Genomic DNA, 23,770 nt, shown 5'->3' on the forward strand with positions numbered 1-23,770 from the left:
GCCATGTTGCATCAAATTTTAAAGCAAGCGCTATTTATATCCGGTATTACGCTGCCCTTGTGGCTCGTTTTCAGGATTGTAGTGAACAGCTATAAAAAGCGGCAGGGCACCGGGCTTTTGTGGGGACAGGAGTTAAAGCAATTTGTGCTTTACGTGTATATCATCTGCGTTTTAATGATCACCGTGATGCCCCTGCCAATGACCAGGCACCACGGGCCTAAGCGCGGCCATATCAATATTTTACCAATAGCAAATACGGCCAAACAATTTAACGCGGTGTTAGCCCGCGGCACCCACGGAATGATGGTACACGCGCTGGAGAACATTGTAGGGAACGTGATCTTATTTTTGCCCTTAGGCATTTGCCTGCCTATGTTGTGGCCGCAGTATTTTAACTTTAAAAGGGTTTTGCTTACCGCCTTCCTGTTCTCGCTGACTATCGAACTAACGCAACTGTTTTCGCGGCAATTTGGGATATACCGATCGGTTGATGTAGATGATGTGATATTAAATACCTGCGGCGCCATTTTAGGTTTTGCTACCATCGGGCGGCTGTTCAGGCAAAAGCGCGTGCTTAACCAAGTTTAGATAAATAACAGATAATGTCAGCCAAAGATCACATTCAGGCCGATCATTAGTTAGCAGGCATCCGGGCAATCATTTTTTGCGTTTGTAAGGATATACAGGTAAAAACGTCTAACAAAAAACACAATACATTTTATAAGGACTATATGAAGAAGAACATTTTTTATTTGATACTGCTGTTCACCATCAGTTGCGCCACAGTCTTCGCACAGGATCACGACATCAGCGGCAGCAAAAGTTTTAAGGAGATGAATAGCCATAAGGCCACGGCATCTAAAACAAAAAAGCTGGATACAGCTACCTTTGCCACCGGCTGCTTCTGGTGTACTGAAGCCAAGTTTCAGCAATTGAAGGGCGTTAAAACAGTAACCTCGGGCTTTACCGGCGGGCATGTTAAAAACCCTACCTACGAACAGGTTTGCACCGGCGAGACCGGCCATGCCGAAGCTTGTAACATTGTTTATGATCCGGCGGTGATCAGTTATGATGAACTGCTGGCCGCCTTTTTTACCGCGCACGACCCAACCCAGCTTAACCGCCAGGGCAATGATGAAGGCACGCAATACCGCTCGGATATATTTTACCACAATGCCGATCAGAAAAGCAAAGCTCAATATTATATTGCCAAGCTGAACGAAGAAAAGGTGTACAAGGATAAGATAGTTACCCGTGTTGATCCCTACACCGCGTTTTACAAAGCCGAGGGCTATCACCAGGATTATTTTAACCGCAACCCTAACCAGGCCTATTGTAAATATGTGATACAGCCCGCGCTGGAAAAATTTAAGGCCGTATTTAAAGACAAAATGAAAAAATGAAAAGGATAGTAGTTTTAATAGCATTGTTTTGCGCCGTGAGTGGCGCTTATGCGCAAAATATTAAAAACGATAAGGCGCACGCCAACAACCCTTATTACAGTAACACGGACACAAAAAAGCTGCACGTAAGTAATGCCGAGTGGAAGAAGATCCTCCCGCCCGCGTTGTATGCTACAGCCCGCGAAGCCGATACCGAGCGCCCCTTTACCGGTAAGTACTGGAACGCCAATGCAAAGGGTACCTACTATTGCGCGGTGTGCGGTAACCTTTTGTTCCGTAGCACGGCTAAGTTTGCCAGCGATTGCGGCTGGCCCAGCTTTTTTGAAACGCAAAATAAAAACGCGGTGATCTATCGCGAAGATCATTCGGTGGGAATGGATCGTACCGAGGTGCTTTGCGCCCGCTGCGAATCGCACCTGGGGCATATTTTTGACGACGGCCCGCCACCTACCGGCAAGCGCTTCTGCATGAACTCGGTTTCGCTTGATTTTTTGCCGGATGAGTTGAAGAAGAAGTAGTAACACGCACTTTCAATAGCTATATAAGGACTTACGAAGTTTTTAAAACTTCGTAAGTCTTTTTTGTTTATAACGATGTCATTGCGAGGAGCGGCGCGGGTATGTGAAGCGGGGCGACGCGGCAATCTCGTCGCTTTGCTCTGCTTACTACGAGATTGCCGCGCTATCGCTCGCAATGACAAGTTGTGTAATTATTCTGTTCAAGCACACTTTCATCACATTTTTCAACCCTTTAGTCACATTTATTTTCCTGCCGGCTACAGCTGCCGTATGCTTGTATCATAATTAAAAAACGAGATATGAAATACAGCAGAATAGAGTTTGGCATCGCTACCTTTTTGTTCGTAATGTTCCTTTTTGCCAGCATTGGCGGAGGCAGGTTTCCCGGGGGCTGGGGATTTGGCTATATGTTAATGACAACCTCGGCCTACGTGGGCTTCCTGTTACTTAATTATTATGTAGTGCCAACGTTTTGGTTCAAAAAGCGCTACTTCGAGGCAGTGGGCTTAACGCTGTCGGTATACACCATGGTCGGGTTGTGCAACACGGTGCTCTTTAGTTATACCCGCTCGTGGATGTACGATAGGGTCTCGCTTTTCCAGGCTAATCTTTCTTTTTTAAGTTATGGTTTTTCTGTAGCGGGCTTGTTTATGCTTATTTACGCTTTATATGTGCTCGTCAGGGAAATTATCTTTTACCAGTATAAACTGGCACAGGTAAAGCAAAGCCTGCCGTCGCGTATCACCCGCGAGATTGTACTCGTTTTTAGCATATGGTTGGCTATACTGTTACCTATGCTGGTGCTTCGGGGAACTGGGCTGATGCGTGATATTGGTCCTTTCTACTTTTTTACATTCCCTTATTGCTGCATCATTTATTTCCTCAATTTATACTGGCTTATCCCCGGTTATAAAAATAACCCAGAAAACACTGGCCTGAAATACTTCTTTAGTATACTGGGAATAGCAATAGCGGTGGGTCTTATACAAGTCGCCTTGCTATTGCAAATGCGTTACTCGTTAACAGGCATAATTATATTATTCTGGCTGATACCTACGGCTATCTCTGTTGCCGCATCATGGTGGATATACTGGCGCAACCAGGAAACGTTCAGGCAGTTAACTACATTGCAAACAGCTTTGGGCAATACCAGCGCCAACCTGCAATACCTGCGCTCGCAGATCAACCCGCACTTTTTGTTTAACGCGCTGAATACCCTTTATGGCACCGCCCTGATGGAAAAGGCTGATAAAACCGGCGAGGGCATCCAGAAGCTGGGCGATATGATGCGCTTTATGCTGCACGAAAATCACCAGGATAAAATTGCCCTTAATCGGGAGCTGGAGTACCTGCACAACTATATCGACCTGCAAAATATGCGGCTGGCGCTATCGCCCGATATGGAGATCGATATCCAGATAGATGAAATGGATGGTTATTACGAAATAGCCCCCATGCTGCTGATCCCTTTTATAGAGAACGCCTACAAACATGGCATTAGCCTGCAAAGCAAATCGTGGATAAACGCCAGCCTTTACAAGCAGGGTGATGTACTACACCTGGATGTGCACAACAGCATCCACCCTGTTTATATGAACGACCCCGAGCGCGATCAATCGGGCACCGGCTTAGCTAATGTGCGCCAACGGCTGGAACTCGTTTATCCCCGCCGGCACGAACTGGTGGTACGACAAAACGCCAAAGAGTTCTTCGTTCACCTATCCATCACTTTAAATACTATAAAACCATAATAAAATGAAAAATCTTTATGTAACCCTTTTATTGGCGCTGGTTTTTTCCGGCAGCCACGGGCAAAGCTTTACCCTTAAAGGCCACGTTACCATGGCCGATAGCCTCATTATTATATTCACCAATGGCATTGGTAAAATAGATACAATACAGCCTAAGGCGGGCTATTTTGAAGCGCACGGTACTATCGAACACCCTGATATGTACACCATGTTATTCCAAAACAAACACAACATGCGCCAGTATGTAAAAGAGGATATGTTTATAGAGGGCGGAAACATTACCGTTGAGTGCGATTTTAAAAAGAAGATGCTGAACTATAAATTGGAAAATGATAAAACCGATAAGGCATACATTGAATATTGGAAGCGTTTTAGTCCGCTGGTGCGGGTGGCGCGTATGACGATCGACTCATCGTACCTGCCCGGCAAAACAGCCGACGAAAAGAAGACTTACGCTGCCGTTTACAAGCGTGTTTGCGAAGTAGAAAATGATGTAGCCCGGCAATTTGTAAAAGAGAATACCAATAACATATTAGGTGCCTTTGTTTGCAGTAGCAGTTTGCGCAGCCTGCCGGTTGATGAACTGGAAGCCATTTATAACCGCTTCGATCCGCTGATGAAAAACACCCGGTTCCTTAAAGCTGTCGCCGATAAAATTAAAGGTACCCGCGCGGCTGTTACGGGTAACCAGGCCCCGCTGTTCACGCAAAACGGCGTTGATGGTAAGCCGCTTTCACTGGCCAATTATAAAGGTAAATATGTACTGGTTGATTTCTGGGCATCATGGTGCGGCCCCTGCCGTGCCGAGAACCCTAACCTGGTAGCTGCTTACGCGCAGTATAAAAATAAAAACTTCAGCATCCTTGGCGTATCGCTTGACGAGGATAAGAAGGCATGGATGAAAGCTATTAAAGATGATAAACTAACCTGGGACCATGTAAGCGACCTGAAGGGCTGGCAAAATGAGGCGGTAAAAATGTATGCCGTAGGCGCCGTACCCCAAAACTTTTTGATAGATCCACAAGGCAAGATCATCGCCCAAAACCTGCGCGGCGAAGAGTTAAAGGCCACTTTGGAGAAATTGGTAAAGTAACAGATCATAAATACGATGTCATTGCGAGGAGCAGTATGGGCTTTTTGTGTAGGGGGCGACGTGGCAATCTCGTCGTTCTGCCCTGCGGGCGACGGGATTGCCGCAATGACAAATTGACTATCATCACATGAAAAAAATAATCATCATCCTAACCATCATCATCACCGCGCTGCAAAGTTTCGCCCAGTTTAAAATAAGCGGGCGGGTAATGCATCCCACCAAAGGCGATAGCCTAACCCTGAACCTGCCATTTGTATACGGCTTTTACCACGAGGATAATATTAGTATCCCGGTAGATAAAAGCGGTCGCTTCAGCATCAACATCCCGGTAAAAGGGCAAAAATTTGGTACAATTAGCTGGCAGGGTGCAAGCAGCACAGTATTGCTTACCCCTGGGAGGCAGTTAACCTTATTGCTGGATACCGGAGGGAAATTCAAAACTTTTGGTGGGACGGCAGGCGGGGAGAACCGGCTGCTTAACGCGACCAAACTGGCCGAAGTTTCATTCATTACCAAGGGTTCACGACAAACCAGTCCGTATGCTAAGCTAAGCAATGTCGAAATAAAAGAGCAGGTGGTAAAACCATGGCTGGCCCTGCGCGATGAGCATTTGCAAATGGTGCAGGCAGCTAAACTATCGGCGCATGATAAAGCGTTGATCGCATCGGAAATAAAATACCACACCCTGGTTGAGCTGGATTACTTTGCCCGCGGCATTATGAACACGCCAAAGCAGCAGGTGGCCGATCTGTTGCTGGATATTTTTGATGGCGTTAAGCCCGAACCGGAAGTGTTCCCCGCGGGGCCGCAATATTACCTGTATGCCGGGGCTTATTTAAGCTATATGGAAACTAAGGTGTTCAGCCAGCATTCGCCAAATGATGAACAGGGTAAGCGGGCTTTTTTAGATCTGTACAAGATCAGCCTCGACAGCGCCACCGCGCTGGTGAAGCAGAACGGCAAGCCCTACATTAAATGGTATCTGCTGAAGGAATATTTTAGCCGCAAGGTGGCCGAACAGTATTTGGCGCAGGCCATCTACACCCAATGGCACGATAAGGACCTGAGCCATGTGGAACCCATGATGCGCGACATGCAGGCTTATTTTCCTGCCAGCAAATACCTGCCGGTATTACATAAAAAGGTAGATGCGCTTAACATCGCCCTAAAGCAAAACGAACTGAATAAGCAGATACAGGTATTTGCCGGCTATGAAAAGGTGAACTCTGTTTATGATGTGATCAGCACGTTGAAAGGTAAGGTGGTTTACCTTGATATTTGGGGTACCTGGTGCCCGGCCTGTAAGGATGACCTGAAGTATGTACCGAAGCTGAAGGCGCGTTTTAAGGATAAGAATGTGGTGTTTGTTTATTTAGATATGGACGATGACGTTAAGGATGCACAGTGGAAGACGTTTATTAAGGTAAATGGCCTTACCGGCATCCACCTGCGTAAGAATAAAGAGGACATCCAAAAGTTTTGGGACGAGTTGATCATTGATAAAAAGAAACAGAGTTTGTATCCCACCTGCTTTATCTTTGATAAAAATGGTAAGTTAGTGCAGCCCGAGGCATTGCGCCCGCCCGATGAGGCGGCCCTGTACGCCCAAATAGAAAAGTACCTGTAAGCCATGATAAAAGCCATAGCTGTTGACGATGAACCCTTAGCGCTGGAGGTGATCCGCTCGCATGCGGCGAGGGTGCCCTTTTTACAGGTAGACGCCTATTTTACCAACGCTTTCGAGGCCATCGACTACATGGCGAAGCATACCGCCGACCTATTGTTCCTGGACATCAAAATGCCCGATATCTCCGGCCTGGAACTGGCCGAGGGCCTGCAGCATAAGCCGCTTATCATCTTCACAACAGCCTATGCCGAGCATGCGGTAACCAGTTACGAGTTAAATGCCATCGACTATCTGCTAAAACCATTCTCGTACCCCCGGTTCCTGAAAGCCTGCCACAAGGCGCACGAGCAGTTACTGTTACGACAGGGAGGTAAGCTGCCGGTAGCTGATAGCATTTTTATTAAATCGGGCTATGAGCAAATTAAGATAGCCTTTGCCGATTTGCTTTACCTGGAGGGCGGCGGCAATTACATGAGTTTTATAATGACCGATGGGCGCAGCATCCTCTCGCGACTTACCATGGCCGATGCGCTGACTTTATTGCCTGCGGAGATCTTCGCGCGGGTGCACCGGTCGTATATTGTAAACAAAACCAAGATAGACCGCGTGGAGCGGCACCAGTTGCACATAGCAGGGCAGATGGTACCTATCGGCAGCGCTTTTGATAGTGGGGCGATATTGAAGTAGGTTGCCTTAGGCATTCCCAGTGCATGTGCCTTCACAAGCACCTTGCGGAGGGCGGCTTGTAAGGACACATGCCACAAAGATATCCGCTGTCGGTAGTCTCAGACTTCAGATATATATGTCCGTAGCCTGAGGCTACGGACAGTGGGGATAAAATCATGTAACACAATGTAACATAATTTTAATGAAAAAAATACTCAATTAATTGATTATCAATTTGTTAACTTTTAAAACGAGCAAAAACATGTTAACCTTTTTTTGCGCTTAATTTTATAGCTAATATTATTAATATCTTTAGGCATGAACCTTAAATGCCTTGTCGTTTTCTTTTCGCTTTTCAGCATAACGGCGCATGCGCAGCATTTACAAGGCAATGTTATTGATGGGCAAACCAACCAAACTATTCCCGGTGCTACAATCAGTATCGCAAGTAAAAATTTCTTTTACCCCGCAGATAACGATGGCAAGTTTGATATAAGCGACAGTCGTATACAATCTACCGATACCATCAGCATATCTTGTGTAGGCTATATCACGCAAAAAATGGTTGTGAGGGATTTTGGGCAGGAAACAGTAGTTAAGCTGCAGCCTTTTACAACCCAGCTTAAGGAAGTAAAAGTAGGCTATACAAAATCGCAAATTATAAACGTAGGCAGCAAGGTGAAATCATATTTCGGTACAGCTTCAATTTTGCCGGGTATGGAGATTGCCATGTTTATGCCGGGATCGGCAGGGGTAAAAGGCATCATACAAACCGCTGAATTTTACCTGCGTGAGGGGAATTTGTTTACTGGTGCTAAGGGAGATGTTACAGCGCCCTTCAGGGTGCGGTTATATAGTGTGGGGGCCGATGGTAAACCGGGTAAGGAATTGATCAGCGATGTGATCATTGTATCGGCTAAAAAGAAGAACGACTGGTTTGTGGTGGATATTTCCCGCTACCAGGTTGAAAATCCGGGTAGCGGGTTCTTTGTATCTTTTGGTTTGCTGGATGCCCGGTATTACCAGGTAAACAGCAAATACAGGGGCATATTTAGCAGTAGTGCGGATATTAAAACTCCACGGCTTAGTTTTACCGAAAAGGAGTTTAAAGAGGTGTTATCCTATCACGGCAGCAGCAACGGGTCATGGCATCCCACAAGTGCCAATTACCTGATCAGGGCTACCATAGCCGCCGATGCGTATTAGTTAATAGCAGTCAGGTCTACCGTAAATACCAGTACCGAATTGGCCGGGATAGAGCCGGTAACGTTGTTGGCATAACCCAGGCCCGATGGAATGATCAGCAGGATGCGGCCGCCAACGTTAATATGCGGGATACCCAGCGTCCAGCCGCGAATTACCGCGCCCAGGGATGTTTTAAAGCCGTTTGAGGCATCAAACTGGTTACCATTTAATAATTTACCTACATAGTTAACAGTAACGGTAGAGGTTGTGGTAGGATAATTGCCTGTGCCGGGAGTGATTACTTGGTAGTATAAGCCCGATGGGTCTTTTACCACGTTGGTAAGGCCGCCTGCTTTTACATAAGCCTGTATATCCGAATCATCTTTGGCGGCTTGTGCCGAGGCATCAAAATCGTCGCTTTTTTTGCATGATGACAGACCGGCTACCACCACTAAAAGAATCATTAAGTATTTTTTCATCAATGTATAAACTGTTATTTGGGATAAAAATTATATGTCCTTTTAACTAATCTCCAATCACTAATTCACTGTTCTTATCTTCAGCTCCGCCATTTGCGCTTCGGCAATGGTTGATGGCGAATCGATCATCACATCGCGGCCCGAGTTGTTTTTTGGGAAGGCGATCACATCGCGGATAGAATCCAACCCGGCGAAGATCGATGCAAGCCTGTCGAACCCGAAGGCGATACCACCATGCGGCGGCGCGCCAAATTCAAAGGCATCCATCAAAAAGCCAAATTGCTTTTGCGCCTCCTCTGGCGAGAAACCCAGGTGCTTAAACATCAGCGATTGCAGTTTGCGGTCGTGGATACGGATAGATCCGCCGCCAATTTCGGTACCGTTGATCACCAAATCGTAAGCGTTGGCACGCACAGCGCCCGGGTTGCTATCCAGCAGGTCGATATCTTCAGGCTTTGGCGATGTGAATGGGTGGTGCATGGCATGGTAGCGGCTGGTTTCTTCGTCCCACTCCAGCAGCGGGAAATCAACCACCCACAGCGGCGCGAATTTGTTTTTATCGCGCAGGCCAAGGCGACTGCCCATTTCCAAACGTAGTTCGTTCATTTGCTTGCGCACCTTATCGGTGCCGCCGGCCAACATCAGTATCAAATCGCCCGGCTCAGCGTTAAAGGCGGCTGCCCAGTTAGTTAGGTCATCCTCGCCATAAAACTTATCAACCGATGATTTCAACGTGCCATCGGGCTGGTAGCGGCAGTAGATCAAACCGGTAGCGCCAATTTGCGGGCGCTTCAGCCATTCGGTCAATTCGTCCAGTTGCTTGCGGGTATATTCGGCACAACCTTTGGCATTGATACCCAACACCAGTTCGGCATTGTCGAAAACGCCAAAGTTTTTGCCCTTCACCAGGCCGTTCATCTCTACAAATTCCATCCCAAAGCGCAGGTCGGGTTTATCCGATCCGTACAGGCGCATGGCATCAGCATAATCCATCCTTGGGAAATCATCCAGTTGGATGCCCTTAACATGGTTAAACAGGTGGCGGGTCATGCCCTCAAAAATATTCAGGATATCTTCCTGCTCAATGAATGACATCTCACAGTCTATCTGTGTAAACTCCGGCTGGCGGTCGGCGCGCAAATCCTCATCGCGGAAGCATTTAACGATCTGGAAGTAACGATCAAAACCGCTCACCATCAGCAATTGCTTAAAAGTTTGTGGCGATTGTGGCAGGGCGTAAAATTCGCCCGGATTCATGCGGCTTGGCACCACAAAGTCGCGCGCACCTTCCGGGGTCGATTTGATCAGCACCGGGGTCTCTACCTCAATAAAGTCAAGATCGCTCAGGTAGCGGCGCACCTCTTGCGCCATTTTATGGCGCAGCACCAGGTTGTTGCGTATCGGGTTACGGCGCAGGTCTAAGTAGCGGTATTTAGCGCGCAGTTCTTCACCGCCGTCGGTTTCGTCTTCTATCAAAAACGGCGGGATCTTCGATTCGTTCAGGATGTCGATATCTGTAACAGCGATCTCAATATCGCCGGTAGCCATTTTAGGGTTCTTGCTGGTACGCTCTAACACGGTACCACTTACGCGAATCACAAATTCGCGGCCCAGGCTGCGGCTTTTATCGCGCAGGGTAGCTTCGGTATCGGTATTTAAAACCAACTGGGTTAAACCATAACGGTCGCGCACGTCTATAAACGTGGTACCGCCCAAATCGCGCGATTTTTGCACCCATCCGCATAAAGTTACAGACTGGCCTAAGTTGCTGATATTTAATTGGCCGCAATTGTGTGTACGTAGCATAGCTATTTCAAGTAAAACGGCAAAAGTAGCTTTTTTGAACTTAAGTGCGAAAGGTTATTTAAGGTAAAAGGCAGGGGGTAAAGCTAAAAGGTGCCCGAAGTGTAGAATATCTATAGAATTTACAGACTTTGGCAGCTTCAGTGGGCGTAGTTTAGCTAAAGCCCAATTAGTTATCGATTTATTCCGTCCCTTAAAAGGAATGGCAATGAATTTGGTGAATGTGCTTCTTTCATTTTGCGGTTGGCTTTAGCCAACGGATAAGCATTGTATAATTAAGCGGCTTTGGCCCAAACATCATGCTAAATATCAGTCAAATGCTCGCCCACTTGCACCAAATACTCAATGTACATTGCTGTTCCCCGGTAATCAGCCCATCTTAGTTGTAACAAACCTTATAGCTATGGAAAAGAAAACACTGCTGCTTTTGGCTTTTTTACTCGCGCTGTTCCTTGCGCTGAAAAGCATGGCGCAAAAATTACCCAACCGGCAGGAAACAAGCCTGCCCGCACCTGCCGGCATTAAAATAGATGGCAACGCCACCGAATGGGCTGGCCAATACCAGGCTTACAACAAGGGCGCACAGATTTTTTATACCATAGCTAATGATAATGCCAACCTGTACCTGGTAATACACGCTGATAGGTCGCGCGTTATTGAGAAGATAATGGAGGGCGGGGTGAGTTTTACCATCAGCACATCGGGTAAATTAAACGGCGATAAAAACGCGGTTGTGTTGTTTCCCTGCCTGATGATAGGCGAATGTAAATCGATACTAAGCGCCGCCGGAAAAAAATTAAGTGCCGGGAGAGTCGCGTTGCCAACTGATGAGGTATATAATATCCCCAAAAATCCCGATTATGTTAAGCCTAATAAGGACCTGGCAGAAAAATCGAAGGTGATAAAAATAACAGGCTTTGCCGCAATTGCCGATACCATTACCGGCACCGCCGGACCTAAAAACGCCTATTACAGGGCATTGCCCTTAAGGGCGCATAATTTCAGGTACCTGCCGGTAGCTAATGCCGATAATATACAGGCGGCTACGCAGTTTGACGCTAAGGGCGAGTACACTTACGAACTTTCCATTCCGCTAAAGTTATTGAATATGAGTGCCGAAAAACAGGATAAGTTTAGTTACAACATCACACTTAATGCCCGTGGCGAAGACAGCAGGCCCGGCAACACCTGGTATTATTCGATGATAGATCGTGAATCGTTGAACATGGACCTGGAAAACCCTACCGACCTGTCGGGGACGTATGTTTTGACAAAACCATAATACTTATAAACCTAAACCTTATCATTGTTAAAACCTTAACCCGGCATATATGAGAAACATCGCCTTAATCCTATTAATTATTACCTGCACTATGTACCCTGGCAAGGCGCAAAAATTGCCCAATATTCAGGAAGCCAACTTACGCGCACCCATCGGTATAAAAATTGACGGCCGGGCAAAAGAATGGAAAGATAGTTTGCACGCGTACAACAAAGCAACGCAAGTGTACTATACCATAAGTAACGACGATGAAAATCTGTACCTGACTGTTAAGGCAGACAAGCCACGTGTCATTACCAAAATTATTGATGTGGGTATCACTTTTATTGTTAATAAAGGCGGCAAAAAGGGTAGTGAAGCTAAGGAAGATATGTCGGTTACCTACCCCATGCTCGATTTTGCGCCGGGCCAGCAAATATTATGGTACGCCGGCTCGCGGGTACGGTCGGAGGTGGCTGTGCCTGCTTTTTTGCAGGAGCATGATACTACCAGGTATTCAAACCAGCACGTCGATTCGCTGATTGCCATTGCTAATACTTTATTGGGTAATCATGCCAAAAATATTGATGTACGAGGGATGCCCGGTATAAAAGACACCCTGCTATCGGTTTATAACGAAGAGCGCATCCGTACCGTAGCCCGGTTCGGCAATGATGGTGTATACACTTACGAATTGGCCATCCCGCTGAAATATCTTGGGTTGGATGTAAATGTCCCGCAAAAATTCAGCTATAGTGTTCATCTTGAAAACAGGTTGACGCACCCTAAACGCGGAATGCGGTCTACCTATATTTATCCTAACGGCATAGTTACCGATATAGATCAGGACTTGGATTCGACCACCGATTTTTGGGCATATTATACACTTGCCGGCAAGTAGTTTATTAAATTCAGCACATCACAATTATGCGTAAGGTTATTTTACTTGTTGGTTTACTGGTGTTATATCTGCAAAGCCGGTCTCAAAATCCCGGCACAACATTCCCTGCCCAGCAGTACAGGCACAGCAGCAGGGCCGATTCGGCAATTGAAGCAAAAAAAAGCGCGCATGAAGCTGCATACAAAGCAATACACAGCGGGCAGCCTGTGCCTTTCGGTAATAAGATAGCGGTAGTTGGGGAGTATTATGCAGACCAGGCAAAAGAATGGAGTGCCGGCAACGTTTTTCAAATACAGGATAATAACTTTTATCTTTTCGATAAGTGGCTGGCTATACAAAACCCACGGACAAAGGATTCCCTTAGGAAATTAAGCCCCAATAATTACGCGTTGCGGCCCCTGCGCAGTAAGATATTATTGGGTGTAAAGCTAAACCCCATGCTTACCAATTATAACGGTGGCAGCGTTCAATCAATGAGTAAGGGGTTTCCTTACTTTACAATCCGCGACAGTTCGGCCGCTGTAGTTTATGCCATGGGGGTCAATCCGGGCAATGTTAAGCAATACCGTTATCACGCAGTGCTTAATGACAGTACCGAAATTGTCCCCTGGTCGGTGCCGCAGCTGGTAAAACCGGATGGGGCTACGCAGCAATACGGGTTTATAGGCCGCTTCGCGCAGCCCGGGAAACAAGTGATAGTTGAGGTGGTAAACACCAACGATTATAACGACCGCGCCGGAATACTGTTAGACTGGCATACTAACCACGATCCGGAGATCATCGATTTTTCAGGGCATGCGTATAATATGTCGTTCAGTTTGAATGATACCAAACGGGGATATTCAACCAAAATGGATAAGCACACCAATCTGCCGCTCGACCTGAAATTCCCGGCAAAAGCCATGGAAAGTTTCTCGTTCAGGTTTAAAGGGCACCTGGAGCAGCCGTATAATTTTATTTTACTACGGCTGGATAGTAATACGCATGAGGCCATTGTACCTGTAAAAATAGTAGGGAACGAATATGAATTCAGGAGCGATATATTTAAGGAACCCGGCCGGTACGAGATCTTGATAACGGTATCTCTGCATAACCCCTGGCTGGGTAGCGTACGTATACCCTTCACCGTATTGCCGCCTTTGCCCGAAGAACGGCAGTATACAGCTGCCCAGTTAAAAACCTACGCGTTTTGGGTAGTAGTTGCCGTGATCATTATTTTAGCGGGTGTTTATGTATACAGTAAGCAAAAAGTAAACAAGGCCAATCGACAAAAAGCCATGGCAGGGATGCGGCTAAATTCCATACAATCGCAACTGAACCCGCATTTTATGTTCAACGCGCTTACATCTATCCAAAACCTGGTGAACCAGCACGATATGGAAGGTGCAAACAATTATCTCAGTAAATTTGCAGGGCTTACCCGGCAGGTGCTCAACACCGGCGGGAAGGAGTTGATCAGCCTGGAAGATGAGTTGCATATTATTGAAGACTACCTTCAAATAGAGCAACTGCGTTTTGGTTTTGCGTATACAATTACAATTGGCAACGACATTAACCGCGCCAATACCGAAATACCGGCCATGTTGCTGCAGCCCTTTATTGAAAATGCCGCTAAGCATGGGGTAAGCGCGCTGAAAGCAAATGGTAAGATCAGCATCAGCATAAAAAAAGACTGGCAACACCTGCTGATCACTATTGCTGATAATGGCCCCGGTTTTGGCAATACCACCCATATCGGCAACGGCATAGGTTTGCAGCTTACCGATGAACGCATTGACCTGTTAAACCAGATATATAAAGACCAACCTATTGATTATAAAATTAGCAGTAAAGATAACGGCGCAACTATTACAATTACCTTAACAAATTGGGCTTGATATCGCTATTTTTAACCAATGGATATTACCTGTGTAATTATTGACGATGAGCCAAACAACATCAGTAACCTGCAAGCCATTTTACAGGCGCATTGCAATGGCATCAACGTAGCAGCCACCGCTATGGATGCCGATGAGGGTATAGCCGCTATTATTCGCCATCAACCTGGCTTGGTTTTTTTGGATATCCAGATGCCGGGCAAATCGGGCTTCGAGGTGTTAAAGACATTCCATCAGCCCGCGTTCGAGGTGATCTTCATCACCGCTTATGATCAGTATGGTATACAGGCCATCAAATTTTCGGCATTGGATTATTTGTTGAAGCCCATCAATATTACCGAACTGAAGTTGGCCATTGAAAAAGCCCGGCAACGCATCATAGCTAAAGATAAAGACCGCAAACTGGAAAACCTGTTGGCCTACATGCAACGGGGACAAAGGGAGGTACCCAAAATTGCCCTACCCACGCTGCAGGAGATCCGCTATGTTAAGGTTGATGAAATAACCCGCTGCGAGGCATCAGACAATTATACCACATTTTGTACCGCCGCGGGCGAACGCATACTGGTTTGCAAAACCCTGAAAGAATTTGCCGAACTGCTGCAGCCGCACGGATTTGTCCGCGCGCACCAATCGCACCTGGTAAACATGCAGTTTGTAAAAAGCCTTTTAAAGGAAGATGGCGGCACGTTGCTGATGAAGGATGGCGTTAAGGTACCCATATCCCGCCAAAACAGGGATATGGTGAAGGCGGCTTTGAGCGGGATGTTGTGAGAAAGTTGGAAAGTCCGGAAGTCGGGAAAGTCCGAAAGATATGGCGTATAGTTTTTGTCTTTCGGACTTTTCGGACTTTCCCGACTTCCGGACTAAAATAAAATTCCTACCTTTGCCCCTGTAATTCTCATAGGGGTGCCTTGCTTTGAGCAATCAAACTGAAAGACAGGCTGAGATCATACCCGTGAGCCCCCCAGCCCCCTAAAGGGGGAGTTAGGTAGTAAAAGTGACGTCCTTTACTATTTATACTCCCCCTTCAGGGGGGGCGGGGGGCTCTGCACCTGATCCGGATAATGCCGGCGTAGGGAAATAGGTAATAAGTTATTGTACCGTGTGCTGTACCCTGGCACAAGGTTATTTTAACAGTTTTTATTTTTTATCATTTTGAAAAAGTTATTAGTGGCGTTAACCGCCTTGCTGCTGCCTGTCCTGGCCGTAGCGCAGCTTTCCTTATCGGGAAAGATCACCGATCAGCAAACTGGCACTGCCTTGCCCGGTGCCACCATCAGCCTTAGTAACGGGCGCAATACCGTAACCAACACACAGGGCGCTTACCTGTTCAGCAATTTAAAAAGTGGCAGCTACACGCTTAACGTAAGCTATATTGGTTACAAACCTCAACAAGTTTCCATCTCACTTACTACCACTACCACACACGATATCAGCCTGAAAGCGGGCAGCACCATTACCGAAGAGGTGACCGTAACCGGTACCCGCGCATCGGACAAGTCGCCCACGGCATTTACCAACCTGAGTAAAAAAGATATCGAGAAGAATAATACCGGCCGTGGTTTCGAGTACCTGCTGGAGCAAACACCATCAACTGTGGTAACATCTAATGCGGGCGCTGGTGTGGGCTATACCAGTATCCGTATCCGCGGATCGGACCCGACCCGCATTAACGTAACCCTGAACGGCATCCCCATGAACGATGCGGAAGACCAGGGTGTTTACTTTGTGGATCTGCCCGACCTGGCCTCATCTACAGATAACATACAGGTGCAGCGTGGTGTAGGTACATCAACCAACGGCGCGGGTGCATTTGGGGCCAGCATCAATATCCAAACCACCACCCGCCGCGATTCGGCCTATGCCGAACTGAACAACTCGGCAGGATCGTACGGTACCATTAAGAACAGCGTTAGCGTAGGTACCGGCTTGCTGAACAATCATTTTACTTTTGATGGCCGCATTGCCCGCATCAACTCGGATGGGTATATCGACAGGGCTTTCTCTAAGCTGAAATCGTACTTTTTGAGTGGTGCTTATTATGGTAAAAGCAGTGTGTTGCGTTTGAATGTGTTCTCGGGCTACGAACAAACCTACCAGGCCTGGAATGGTGTACCCGAAGATATTTTGAACAATGGCAACCGCCGTTATAATGAGGTAGGTTACATTAATAGCAGTAACAGTTATTATAAGAATCAGACCGATAACTATACCCAAAACTATTACCAATTATTGTACGATCAGCAGCTGAGCACTAAATTGTCTTTCAGCGGGGCGTTGCATTATACGCAGGGTTCGGGTTATTACGAGGAGTATAAGAACGATCAGGATGTTACAGCTTACGGTCTGAAACCCGTAACTATTGGCGGGGTGCCCATCACCAATACCGACCTGGTTCGCCGCCTGTGGCTGGATAACGATTTTTATGGGATGACCTATAACTTCAACTACCAGGCATCAAATAAACTGAACCTGAAGCTGGGTGGTGCTTATAACGAATACAAAGGCCGCCACTATGATAACATTGAGTGGACGCAGCAAAGCACCAATATCCCTCCCGATTACGAATACTCGCGTAATGGCGCTAAAAAAACCGACTTTAATAGCTTCCTGCGTGCCGAGTTTCGCCCGGCGGATAACCTGTTGCTGTATGGCGATGTGCAGTACCGGCACATTTACTATTCGTTCCTGGGTTTCGACCGTAACCTGAACAATGTGCAGCAGCAGGCTACCATGAACTTTTTTAACCCGAAGGCGGGTATCACCTATACGCTGAACGGTAACAGCGATGTATACGCGTCGGTAGCGGTGGGTAACCACGAGCCAAACCGTAACGATTTTACTAATTCATCACCGGCCAGTCGCCCCAAAGCCGAGCACCTGACCGATTTTGAAGCCGGTTACCGCATCAAGGCTGATAATTTTACCGGGGGGATCAATGGCTTTTACATGCTATATAAAAATCAGCTGGTATTAACCGGTTCGTTAAATGATGTGGGCGAAGCTATCCGCACCAATATCGATAATAGCTACCGCGCGGGTGTGGAGCTAAGCGGCCGTTACCAATTTGTGCCCTCGCTGGTATGGTCGGTAAATGCTACCATTAGCACCAATAAGGTGAAAAACTTTAAGCAGTACCTGTACAATTACGATACCGATACCAACGATCTTACCCAGTACAACAAAACAGATATCGCTTACTCGCCAAACCTGACCGGGTCGAGCACCATCAGCTGGCAGCCGGTGAAGAATACAGATATCGCTTTCATTAGTAAATATGTTGGCCGCCAGTACCTGGATAACACATCTGCCAAAAGCCGATCGATCGATGCCTTTTTTGTGAACGATGTGCGCCTGAACTATAATTTCAGCTTTAAAGGAGTTAAAAATGTAGGCGTGGGCCTGCTGGTGAACAACGTATTCAGCAAAAAGTACGTGTCCGACGGGGCTACCTATCCGGATATTGAGGGAGGCAAGGTGGTTAACTATAACTACTTCTTCCCGCAGGCACCTGTTAACTTTTTGGCGAGTTTAAATGTGAGGTTTTAGTAACCCACCGGGTCATTACTATGACGCGAGTACCCACCCCGACTACGCTTCGCGTAAAGAGGGATTTGGGATATCCGAAATAGCATTTTCCCCTCTCTTGCCTTCGGCAAGAGAGGGTGGCCCAGCGAAGCGAGGACCGGGTGAGTCCCCTCGTGCCGCAGCCGCGATCGTATGAATGACCGTCCTCAAACCGCCAAACATCTTTCGGTCTTCCCCACTTGCAGACTTCCCGACTTTTCTACATCTTTGCAACACAAGGTGATGGTGTTCCACCTAATTGAACCGCTGCAAAGCTGATGACGCCTACCCAAATAAGTTTTATTTATTTGCTTGTAGGCTATGCTTAAAAAAATCTTTTCAAAATCTATTGTTCGTCCTGTATTGGTTGCTGTGCCTGTTGCTATCGTTATTGGCAGCATGGTAGCCCTGTTTTTATGGCTGCTAAACTGGGCTATACAATTCCGCTTTCATCATACCTGGTTGCTGTACTTGCTGCCACTGGCGGGTATTGGGATACACCTGCTGTATAAATGGTACGGCGCATCGGCCGAGAAGGGAAATAACCTGATCATCGACGAGATCCATCAGCCGGGCGCTGGGGTGCCTAAGCGCATGGCCCCACTTATTTTAGTTACTACGGTTATCACCCACTTGTTCGGCGGCTCGGCCGGGCGCGAGGGTACGGCGGTGCAAATTGGCGGTAGTTTGGCCAACCTCTTTGCAGGGATATTTAAGCTTGATGCTGCCGATAAGCAAATAATACTGACCGCAGGCATAGCTGCCGGGTTTGGAGCTGTGTTCGGCACGCCGTTAACGGGCACCATCTTCGCGCTGGAGGTACTGACTGTTGGTCGCCTAAAATACGATGCGCTACTGCCCTGCCTTGTGGCTGGCTTTGTGGGCGATTATACAGTGGCCGCCTGGGGTGTTGCGCACACGCCTTACCATATAGATGCGCTTACCGGCGGCAATCTGTTTTACGGTCATCATTTTTATTGGGATGTACTACTGTTGCTGAAAACTGCGGCGGCAGCAGCCCTGTTTGGTTTGGCCAGCTATACTTTTGCCAAAGTGGTGCATCTGATAAAAGACACTTTTAATAAATGGATCAAGATCAGTTGGCTAATCCCGGTTTGCGGTGGCTTGATCATCATCGGCCTTACCTTCCTTATCGGCAAGCCCGATTATTTAAGTCTGGGCGTAAGTCCCGAATATCCCGGCGCGGTTACTATTGTATCAGCCTTTCAGCAGGGCGGCGCCGATCTTTTCAGCTGGCTCTGGAAGCTGATCTATACGGCTGTTACTTTGGGTACCGGTTTTAAAGGTGGCGAGGTTACGCCCCTGTTTTACATTGGCGCCACTTTGGGCAATACACTGGCCGGCATCCTGAATGCCCCGGTAAGTCTGTTTGCGGGACTGGGCTTCATCGCCGTATTCTCGGGCGCTACCAAAACACCGTTGGCCTGCACCATTATGGGGATGGAGCTGTTTGGCGGCAGCTTTGTGTTGTATTATGCTGTGGCTTGTTTTGTGGCTTATTTGTGCAGTGGGAAGGTAGGGATCTATAGCGCGCAGCGGCGCGTTTAAGCCGAAAGACCAAAGCAGAAAGCGAAAAGCTTTTTTCCTGAATACCTTTAAGCTTTAAGCTTTCTAAAAACATATCCCCGCTTGTTTGTTTTATAATAAGAAACACTTTATCACCCTAAATTATCTACCCATATGAAAAAGATACTGATTGGCATTGATGACAGCAAATTTGCCGAACATGCCGTTGAATATGGCTTTAACCTGGCCCATCAATTAAATGCCGATATTGGCCTGGTGCATATTATGGAACCAATAACAGCCCCGATGCCTGTAGTCGATACAACTATGGGCATCCCTTTTGATAACGGTACAGACATGATAACGCCCGAACTTTACCACATGCAAGACGAGCGGGCTAAAAATATGATTGCCGATGCTGTGAAAAAGTATGGCCACGACAAAATGAGCATCTCTAACTTTACCGAGTATGGCGATACAGCCGACGGCATTATTAAATGCGCTAAAGATTTCGGCGCGGATATGATCGTTATCGGCACGCACAGCCGGACCGGGCTCGACCGTTTTTTAATGGGCAGTGTTGCCGAGCATGTGATCCGCCATTCCGAAATACCTGTTTTAGTAGTACCGATGAAGCACGAAGAATAATTACGATTTGATAATAAGGCACTTGCGGTAATTATAAAAATATCTGCACCCGCTGCCGAAGGAAATTTGATCTCACGGGCATCTAATGATCAAATTTCCTTAATTATGAAACCGTATAAACCCCTGATTGCTATTCTGATGCTCGGCGCCATCATTATGGCCTGCAAAAAAGACAAGCAAAGCGATACCACTACTTCCGGCTCGGCTAATGGCAGCGCTGCTACCAACGGCACTGTTGGCACCAATGTACCGGCTGTATATAAAAAGATATACGGCGCCACCGACATCTACATTGAGGGCGATTACGTGGTGATCAAAACCAATGGCTTTCCTGATCATAAATCGCCCTACTATAGCGGCACTGCCTGGGCGTCTACCAAATACGAGGCCTACAATGGTACCAACCCGCTTTGGGGCCAAAATCCCAACAAAATTGCCGAAGCCGACGCAACATTTAAGATCCCCCTTAACCCTAAGGCTGCTACTACACATGCCGCTACGCCACTGGGTGCTATGGGTGTGGCGGTAAACGGCGTGGATATTTTTAACCAATACGCGGCCATGTATAGTCCGCTTACTAACGAAGCCAACGGCTTCGATCAGTACGGCGGCCACCCGCAACAGCAGGGCGTTTATCATTACCATGTGGAGCCAACCTACATCACCGCTAATAAGGGTAAAGACGCGCTGGTGGGCTTCCTGCTGGACGGCTTCCCGGTTTATGGCCCCCTGGAGAATGGCAAAACCATCACCAATGCCGATTTGGACGCATATCATGGCCATACCGGCGTAACCGCCGATTATCCATCGGGCATTTATCACTATCATATCACCGCAGCAGACCCTTACATCAATGGAAACGGATATTATGGAACGCCGGGCACAGTTTCGCAATGATATTGGGTTGATCGTACTCGTGCTGGTATTGCTGAGTTCGATATGGATCAACCTGCAGGCAAAAAACGATAACCAGTTGTGGGTGGTGGTCGGCGATAAGCACCTAACGCAGCTACAAGGGGTATGCTACTATAAAAGCGTACCGCTAACCGGCTGCATTTACGAGCGTTACCCCAACGGCGATTTTGCCAAACAGATACCTTATGTAGATGGAAAGCAAAATGGCACCATGCGCTGGTGGTACCCCAACCAGGTGTTACAGCAGGAGCGCTATTTTGACAAGGGCCTGAAACAAGGCATCCACAAAAGCTGGTGGCCCGATGGTAAGCCCAGGTTTGAATATACTTTTAAGGATGACGAGTACAACGGCACCGTAAAAGAATGGTATGCCAGCGGACAACTCTGCCGGGTATTTCGCTATAAAATGGGGCACGAGGACGGCCTGCAGCAAATGTGGTGGGATAACGGCACCGTGCGCGCCAACTATGTGGTGAAAGACGGGCAGCAGTATGGTTTAATCGGCAGAAAGCTTTGCCGCAATTTAATACAGCAATGAAGTTTAACTATTGTGTAATTGTTTTATTGTTGATGCTATCGGGCTGTTACAGTAAAAAGGCGGATGATAACCTGCCCTTTTACAACACGCCCGATTTTACCCCTGTTTGGTTAAACAGAGGAGATAATGGTTATGACAAAGTGCATACCATCGCCCCGTTTAGCTTTACCAATCAGTTAGGTCAAAGCATCAGCAACAACCAACTTAAAGGCAAAATATACGTAGCCAATTTCTTCTTCGCATCCTGCGGCAGCATCTGCCCTAAAATGATGGATAACCTGGGCGATGTGCAACAGGCATTTCTGCACGATGATAAGGTGCGCATGGTATCGCACAGCGTAACCCCGGGCAGGGATAGCGTGCCCGTACTGTTTAAATATGCTGCCGAAAGGCAGATCAACAATAACAAATGGTGGCTGTTAACCGGTAATAAGGATGCGATATACAAGCTGGCCCGCCAATCGTACTTTGCCGATGACGAGACCGGCTACAGCAAAACCGCCAATGAATTTCTGCATACCGAAAATGTGCTGCTAATAGATGGCCATGGCCGTATCCGCGGAGTGTACAACGGCACACTGAAACTGGAGATGGTAAACCTGATCAAGCATATCAGGCAATTGGAATTGGAGGATTAGGCGATGATAGTATGGTGGCAATTTAACCACAAAGGGCGCAAAGGTTTTTCACAAAGTTCACAAAGGTTTTTACTTATAATTTGAAGTAAGAAAGACTTTGTGTGCTTGGTGTTAAAGATATTGCAAATTCTTGGTGCCCTTTGTGGTTAAATTGCCCCTCAGGATGAGTAGTTTTGCCCCATGGAAAACATCCTATCCAAAACATACAAGCACATCTTCTTCGATCTTGACCATACCATTTGGGATTTTGATAAAAACGCCGAGGAAACCCTGCACGAATTATTTGTGCTGCACCGGCTGAATGATATCGGCTTAACATCGGCCGATGTATTTATCGAAACTTATACCGCCAACAACCACAAACTTTGGCGCGAATATCATTTAGGGAACATCACCAAGGCTGCCCTGCGCGAAGCCCGCTTTAAACAAACCTTTTTAGATCTGGGCGTTCACCCCGATGTGATGCCGCATGGTTTTGAGGATGCCTACGTGCAGCTTTGCCCCACAAAAACCAACTTGTTCCCCCACGCGCACGAAACATTGGAATATTTGCAGGGGAAATACACACTGCACCTCATTTCCAACGGTTTCAAGGAATCGCAGGATATCAAGATCGGCAACACCGGGCTGGGCAAATACTTTACACACATTGTGGTATCCGAAACCATCGGTATTAACAAGCCTGATAAAGCCATTTTTCAACATGCTATTGATTTAGCTGGTGCAACCATTGCCGAAAGCATTATGATAGGCGACAGCCTGGAAGCCGATGTGCGCGGCGCGCTGAACTTTGGTATGGATGCCATTTACTTTAACCCCGCTGGACTTAAAAAGCCGGATGATGTGCAGTTGCAAATAAGTAGTTTAAAGGAGTTAACTTTGATGTTGTGATGATCGAAGTGCAATAATAGCACAGAAATATTGTTTAATTTTGTATTATGACACAACGGACATATCGCATATTACTTACCCCCGAAGACGAGGGTGGTTTTAGTGTTGCTGTACCTGCATTGCCTGGGTGCTTCACCCAGGGTGAAACTATTGACGAGGCTATAGCCATGGCTAAAGAGGCGATATCACTTTATGTAGAAAGTCTTGAAGCAGATGGCGAACCGGTGCCTGATGATAGCCGGAGCCTGGAGTACTCCTTGACGTTTGCTTCCTGAGCAATGAAGTCTTACACCCCAAAAGAAATCATAACCATTCTTTTGGCGCATGGGCTTGAACTCACGCGTGTAAATGGCAGCCATCATATTTATGTTAACCGTGCTAACGGTAAACGGACAGTTGTCCCTATGCACGCTAAAGATTTGAAAAAGGGAACGCTCCACGGCATTTTAAAACAAGCTGGTATAGACCTTAAAGACTAA

23 protein-coding genes and 1 riboswitch are annotated in these 23,770 nt (G+C 47.1%); of the genes, 21 read left to right on the top strand and 2 right to left on the bottom strand.

Annotation, left to right across the window (positions count from 1 at the left end; genetic code table 11):
* The first annotated feature begins 3 nt into the window (after positions 1–3).
* From HQ865_RS18405 to HQ865_RS18440, 8 genes are all read left to right on the top strand, one after another.
* Entirely contained in the window at positions 4–588 is a 585-nt protein-coding gene (locus tag HQ865_RS18405; RefSeq protein ID WP_173416312.1) for a VanZ family protein, read from the top strand.
* A 143-nt stretch (positions 589–731) separates the two neighbouring features.
* A complete protein-coding gene (msrA, locus tag HQ865_RS18410; RefSeq protein ID WP_173416313.1) occupies positions 732–1,403 on the top strand; it encodes a peptide-methionine (S)-S-oxide reductase MsrA in 672 nt (223 codons plus the stop codon).
* Entirely contained in the window at positions 1,400–1,921 is a 522-nt protein-coding gene (gene msrB / locus HQ865_RS18415; RefSeq protein WP_173416314.1) for a peptide-methionine (R)-S-oxide reductase MsrB, read from the top strand. Before msrA ends, msrB begins: the two co-directional genes overlap by 4 nt.
* 299 nt (positions 1,922–2,220) lie before the next feature.
* On the top strand, positions 2,221–3,672 hold the full coding sequence (locus HQ865_RS18420; RefSeq protein ID WP_202020402.1) for a sensor histidine kinase: 1,452 nt from the start codon (positions 2,221–2,223) through the stop codon (positions 3,670–3,672).
* A 4-nt stretch (positions 3,673–3,676) separates the two neighbouring features.
* The gene (locus HQ865_RS18425) at positions 3,677–4,765 is read left to right on the top strand and encodes a TlpA disulfide reductase family protein (RefSeq protein ID WP_237073490.1); all 1,089 of its coding nucleotides are present in this window, start codon (positions 3,677–3,679) and stop codon (positions 4,763–4,765) included.
* 127 nt (positions 4,766–4,892) lie between these two features.
* A complete protein-coding gene (locus HQ865_RS18430; RefSeq protein WP_173416315.1) occupies positions 4,893–6,392 on the top strand; it encodes a TlpA family protein disulfide reductase in 1,500 nt (499 codons plus the stop codon).
* Positions 6,393–6,395: 3 nt separating this feature from the next.
* Positions 6,396–7,079, top strand: a complete 684-nt coding sequence (locus tag HQ865_RS18435) for a LytR/AlgR family response regulator transcription factor (protein ID WP_173416316.1) — start codon at positions 6,396–6,398, stop codon at positions 7,077–7,079.
* A 297-nt stretch (positions 7,080–7,376) separates the two neighbouring features.
* Positions 7,377–8,264 carry a carboxypeptidase-like regulatory domain-containing protein gene (locus HQ865_RS18440; RefSeq protein ID WP_173416317.1) on the top strand — a complete coding sequence of 296 codons (888 nt, stop codon included), beginning with the start codon at positions 7,377–7,379 and terminating at the stop codon, positions 8,262–8,264.
* Here HQ865_RS18440 and HQ865_RS18445 read toward each other — a convergent pair.
* Both HQ865_RS18445 and aspS read right to left on the bottom strand, forming a co-directional pair.
* Positions 8,261–8,722 (bottom strand): FKBP-type peptidyl-prolyl cis-trans isomerase, encoded by a 462-nt coding sequence (locus HQ865_RS18445; RefSeq protein ID WP_173416318.1) that lies wholly within the window; start codon positions 8,720–8,722, stop codon positions 8,261–8,263. The genes HQ865_RS18440 and HQ865_RS18445 overlap by 4 nt on opposite strands.
* 60 nt (positions 8,723–8,782) lie before the next feature.
* Complete coding sequence (gene aspS / locus HQ865_RS18450) at positions 8,783–10,528, bottom strand: aspartate--tRNA ligase (RefSeq protein ID WP_173416319.1); 1,746 nt, start codon at positions 10,526–10,528, stop codon at positions 8,783–8,785.
* Positions 10,529–10,928: 400 nt separating this feature from the next.
* Between aspS and HQ865_RS18455 the strand changes: the two genes are divergently transcribed.
* The 13 genes from HQ865_RS18455 to HQ865_RS18515 all read left to right on the top strand — a co-directional run bounded on the left by HQ865_RS18455 (position 10,929) and on the right by HQ865_RS18515 (position 23,770).
* A complete protein-coding gene (locus tag HQ865_RS18455) occupies positions 10,929–11,807 on the top strand; it encodes a hypothetical protein (RefSeq protein WP_173416320.1) in 879 nt (292 codons plus the stop codon).
* A gap of 91 nt (positions 11,808–11,898) precedes the next feature.
* Positions 11,899–12,687, top strand: coding sequence for a hypothetical protein (locus HQ865_RS18460; protein WP_173416321.1), 789 nt, complete (start codon positions 11,899–11,901; stop codon positions 12,685–12,687).
* Positions 12,688–12,713: 26 nt separating this feature from the next.
* A complete protein-coding gene (locus tag HQ865_RS18465; RefSeq protein ID WP_173416322.1) occupies positions 12,714–14,564 on the top strand; it encodes a sensor histidine kinase in 1,851 nt (616 codons plus the stop codon).
* 18 nt (positions 14,565–14,582) lie between these two features.
* Positions 14,583–15,338, top strand: coding sequence for a LytR/AlgR family response regulator transcription factor (locus HQ865_RS18470; RefSeq protein WP_173416323.1), 756 nt, complete (start codon positions 14,583–14,585; stop codon positions 15,336–15,338).
* Between the two features lie 384 nt (positions 15,339–15,722).
* Positions 15,723–18,116, top strand: coding sequence for a TonB-dependent receptor (locus HQ865_RS18475; RefSeq protein WP_237073491.1), 2,394 nt, complete (start codon positions 15,723–15,725; stop codon positions 18,114–18,116).
* 248 nt (positions 18,117–18,364) lie between these two features.
* Positions 18,365–18,429: riboswitch (Fluoride riboswitch) on the top strand.
* Positions 18,430–18,455: 26 nt separating this feature from the next.
* Complete coding sequence (locus HQ865_RS18480; RefSeq protein ID WP_173416324.1) at positions 18,456–19,703, top strand: voltage-gated chloride channel family protein; 1,248 nt, start codon at positions 18,456–18,458, stop codon at positions 19,701–19,703.
* A 132-nt stretch (positions 19,704–19,835) separates the two neighbouring features.
* Positions 19,836–20,309, top strand: a complete 474-nt coding sequence (locus HQ865_RS18485; RefSeq protein ID WP_173416325.1) for a universal stress protein — start codon at positions 19,836–19,838, stop codon at positions 20,307–20,309.
* Between the two features lie 105 nt (positions 20,310–20,414).
* Complete coding sequence (locus tag HQ865_RS18490; protein WP_173416326.1) at positions 20,415–21,206, top strand: YHYH protein; 792 nt, start codon at positions 20,415–20,417, stop codon at positions 21,204–21,206.
* Positions 21,163–21,762: a toxin-antitoxin system YwqK family antitoxin gene (locus HQ865_RS18495; protein ID WP_173416327.1), complete on the top strand. Its 600-nt coding sequence runs from the start codon at positions 21,163–21,165 to the stop codon at positions 21,760–21,762. The genes HQ865_RS18490 and HQ865_RS18495 overlap by 44 nt, the downstream gene beginning before the upstream one ends.
* Positions 21,759–22,400: an SCO family protein gene (locus HQ865_RS18500; protein WP_173416328.1), complete on the top strand. Its 642-nt coding sequence runs from the start codon at positions 21,759–21,761 to the stop codon at positions 22,398–22,400. Before HQ865_RS18495 ends, HQ865_RS18500 begins: the two co-directional genes overlap by 4 nt.
* 180 nt (positions 22,401–22,580) lie before the next feature.
* Entirely contained in the window at positions 22,581–23,291 is a 711-nt protein-coding gene (locus HQ865_RS18505; protein ID WP_173416329.1) for a YjjG family noncanonical pyrimidine nucleotidase, read from the top strand.
* Between the two features lie 47 nt (positions 23,292–23,338).
* Positions 23,339–23,566: a type II toxin-antitoxin system HicB family antitoxin gene (locus HQ865_RS18510; RefSeq protein WP_173416330.1), complete on the top strand. Its 228-nt coding sequence runs from the start codon at positions 23,339–23,341 to the stop codon at positions 23,564–23,566.
* 3 nt (positions 23,567–23,569) lie between these two features.
* Positions 23,570–23,770 carry a type II toxin-antitoxin system HicA family toxin gene (locus HQ865_RS18515; protein ID WP_173416331.1) on the top strand — a complete coding sequence of 67 codons (201 nt, stop codon included), beginning with the start codon at positions 23,570–23,572 and terminating at the stop codon, positions 23,768–23,770.

Origin of the sequence: Mucilaginibacter mali (genome assembly GCF_013283875.1) — a bacterium.
GTDB classification, from domain to species: domain Bacteria; phylum Bacteroidota; class Bacteroidia; order Sphingobacteriales; family Sphingobacteriaceae; genus Mucilaginibacter; species Mucilaginibacter mali.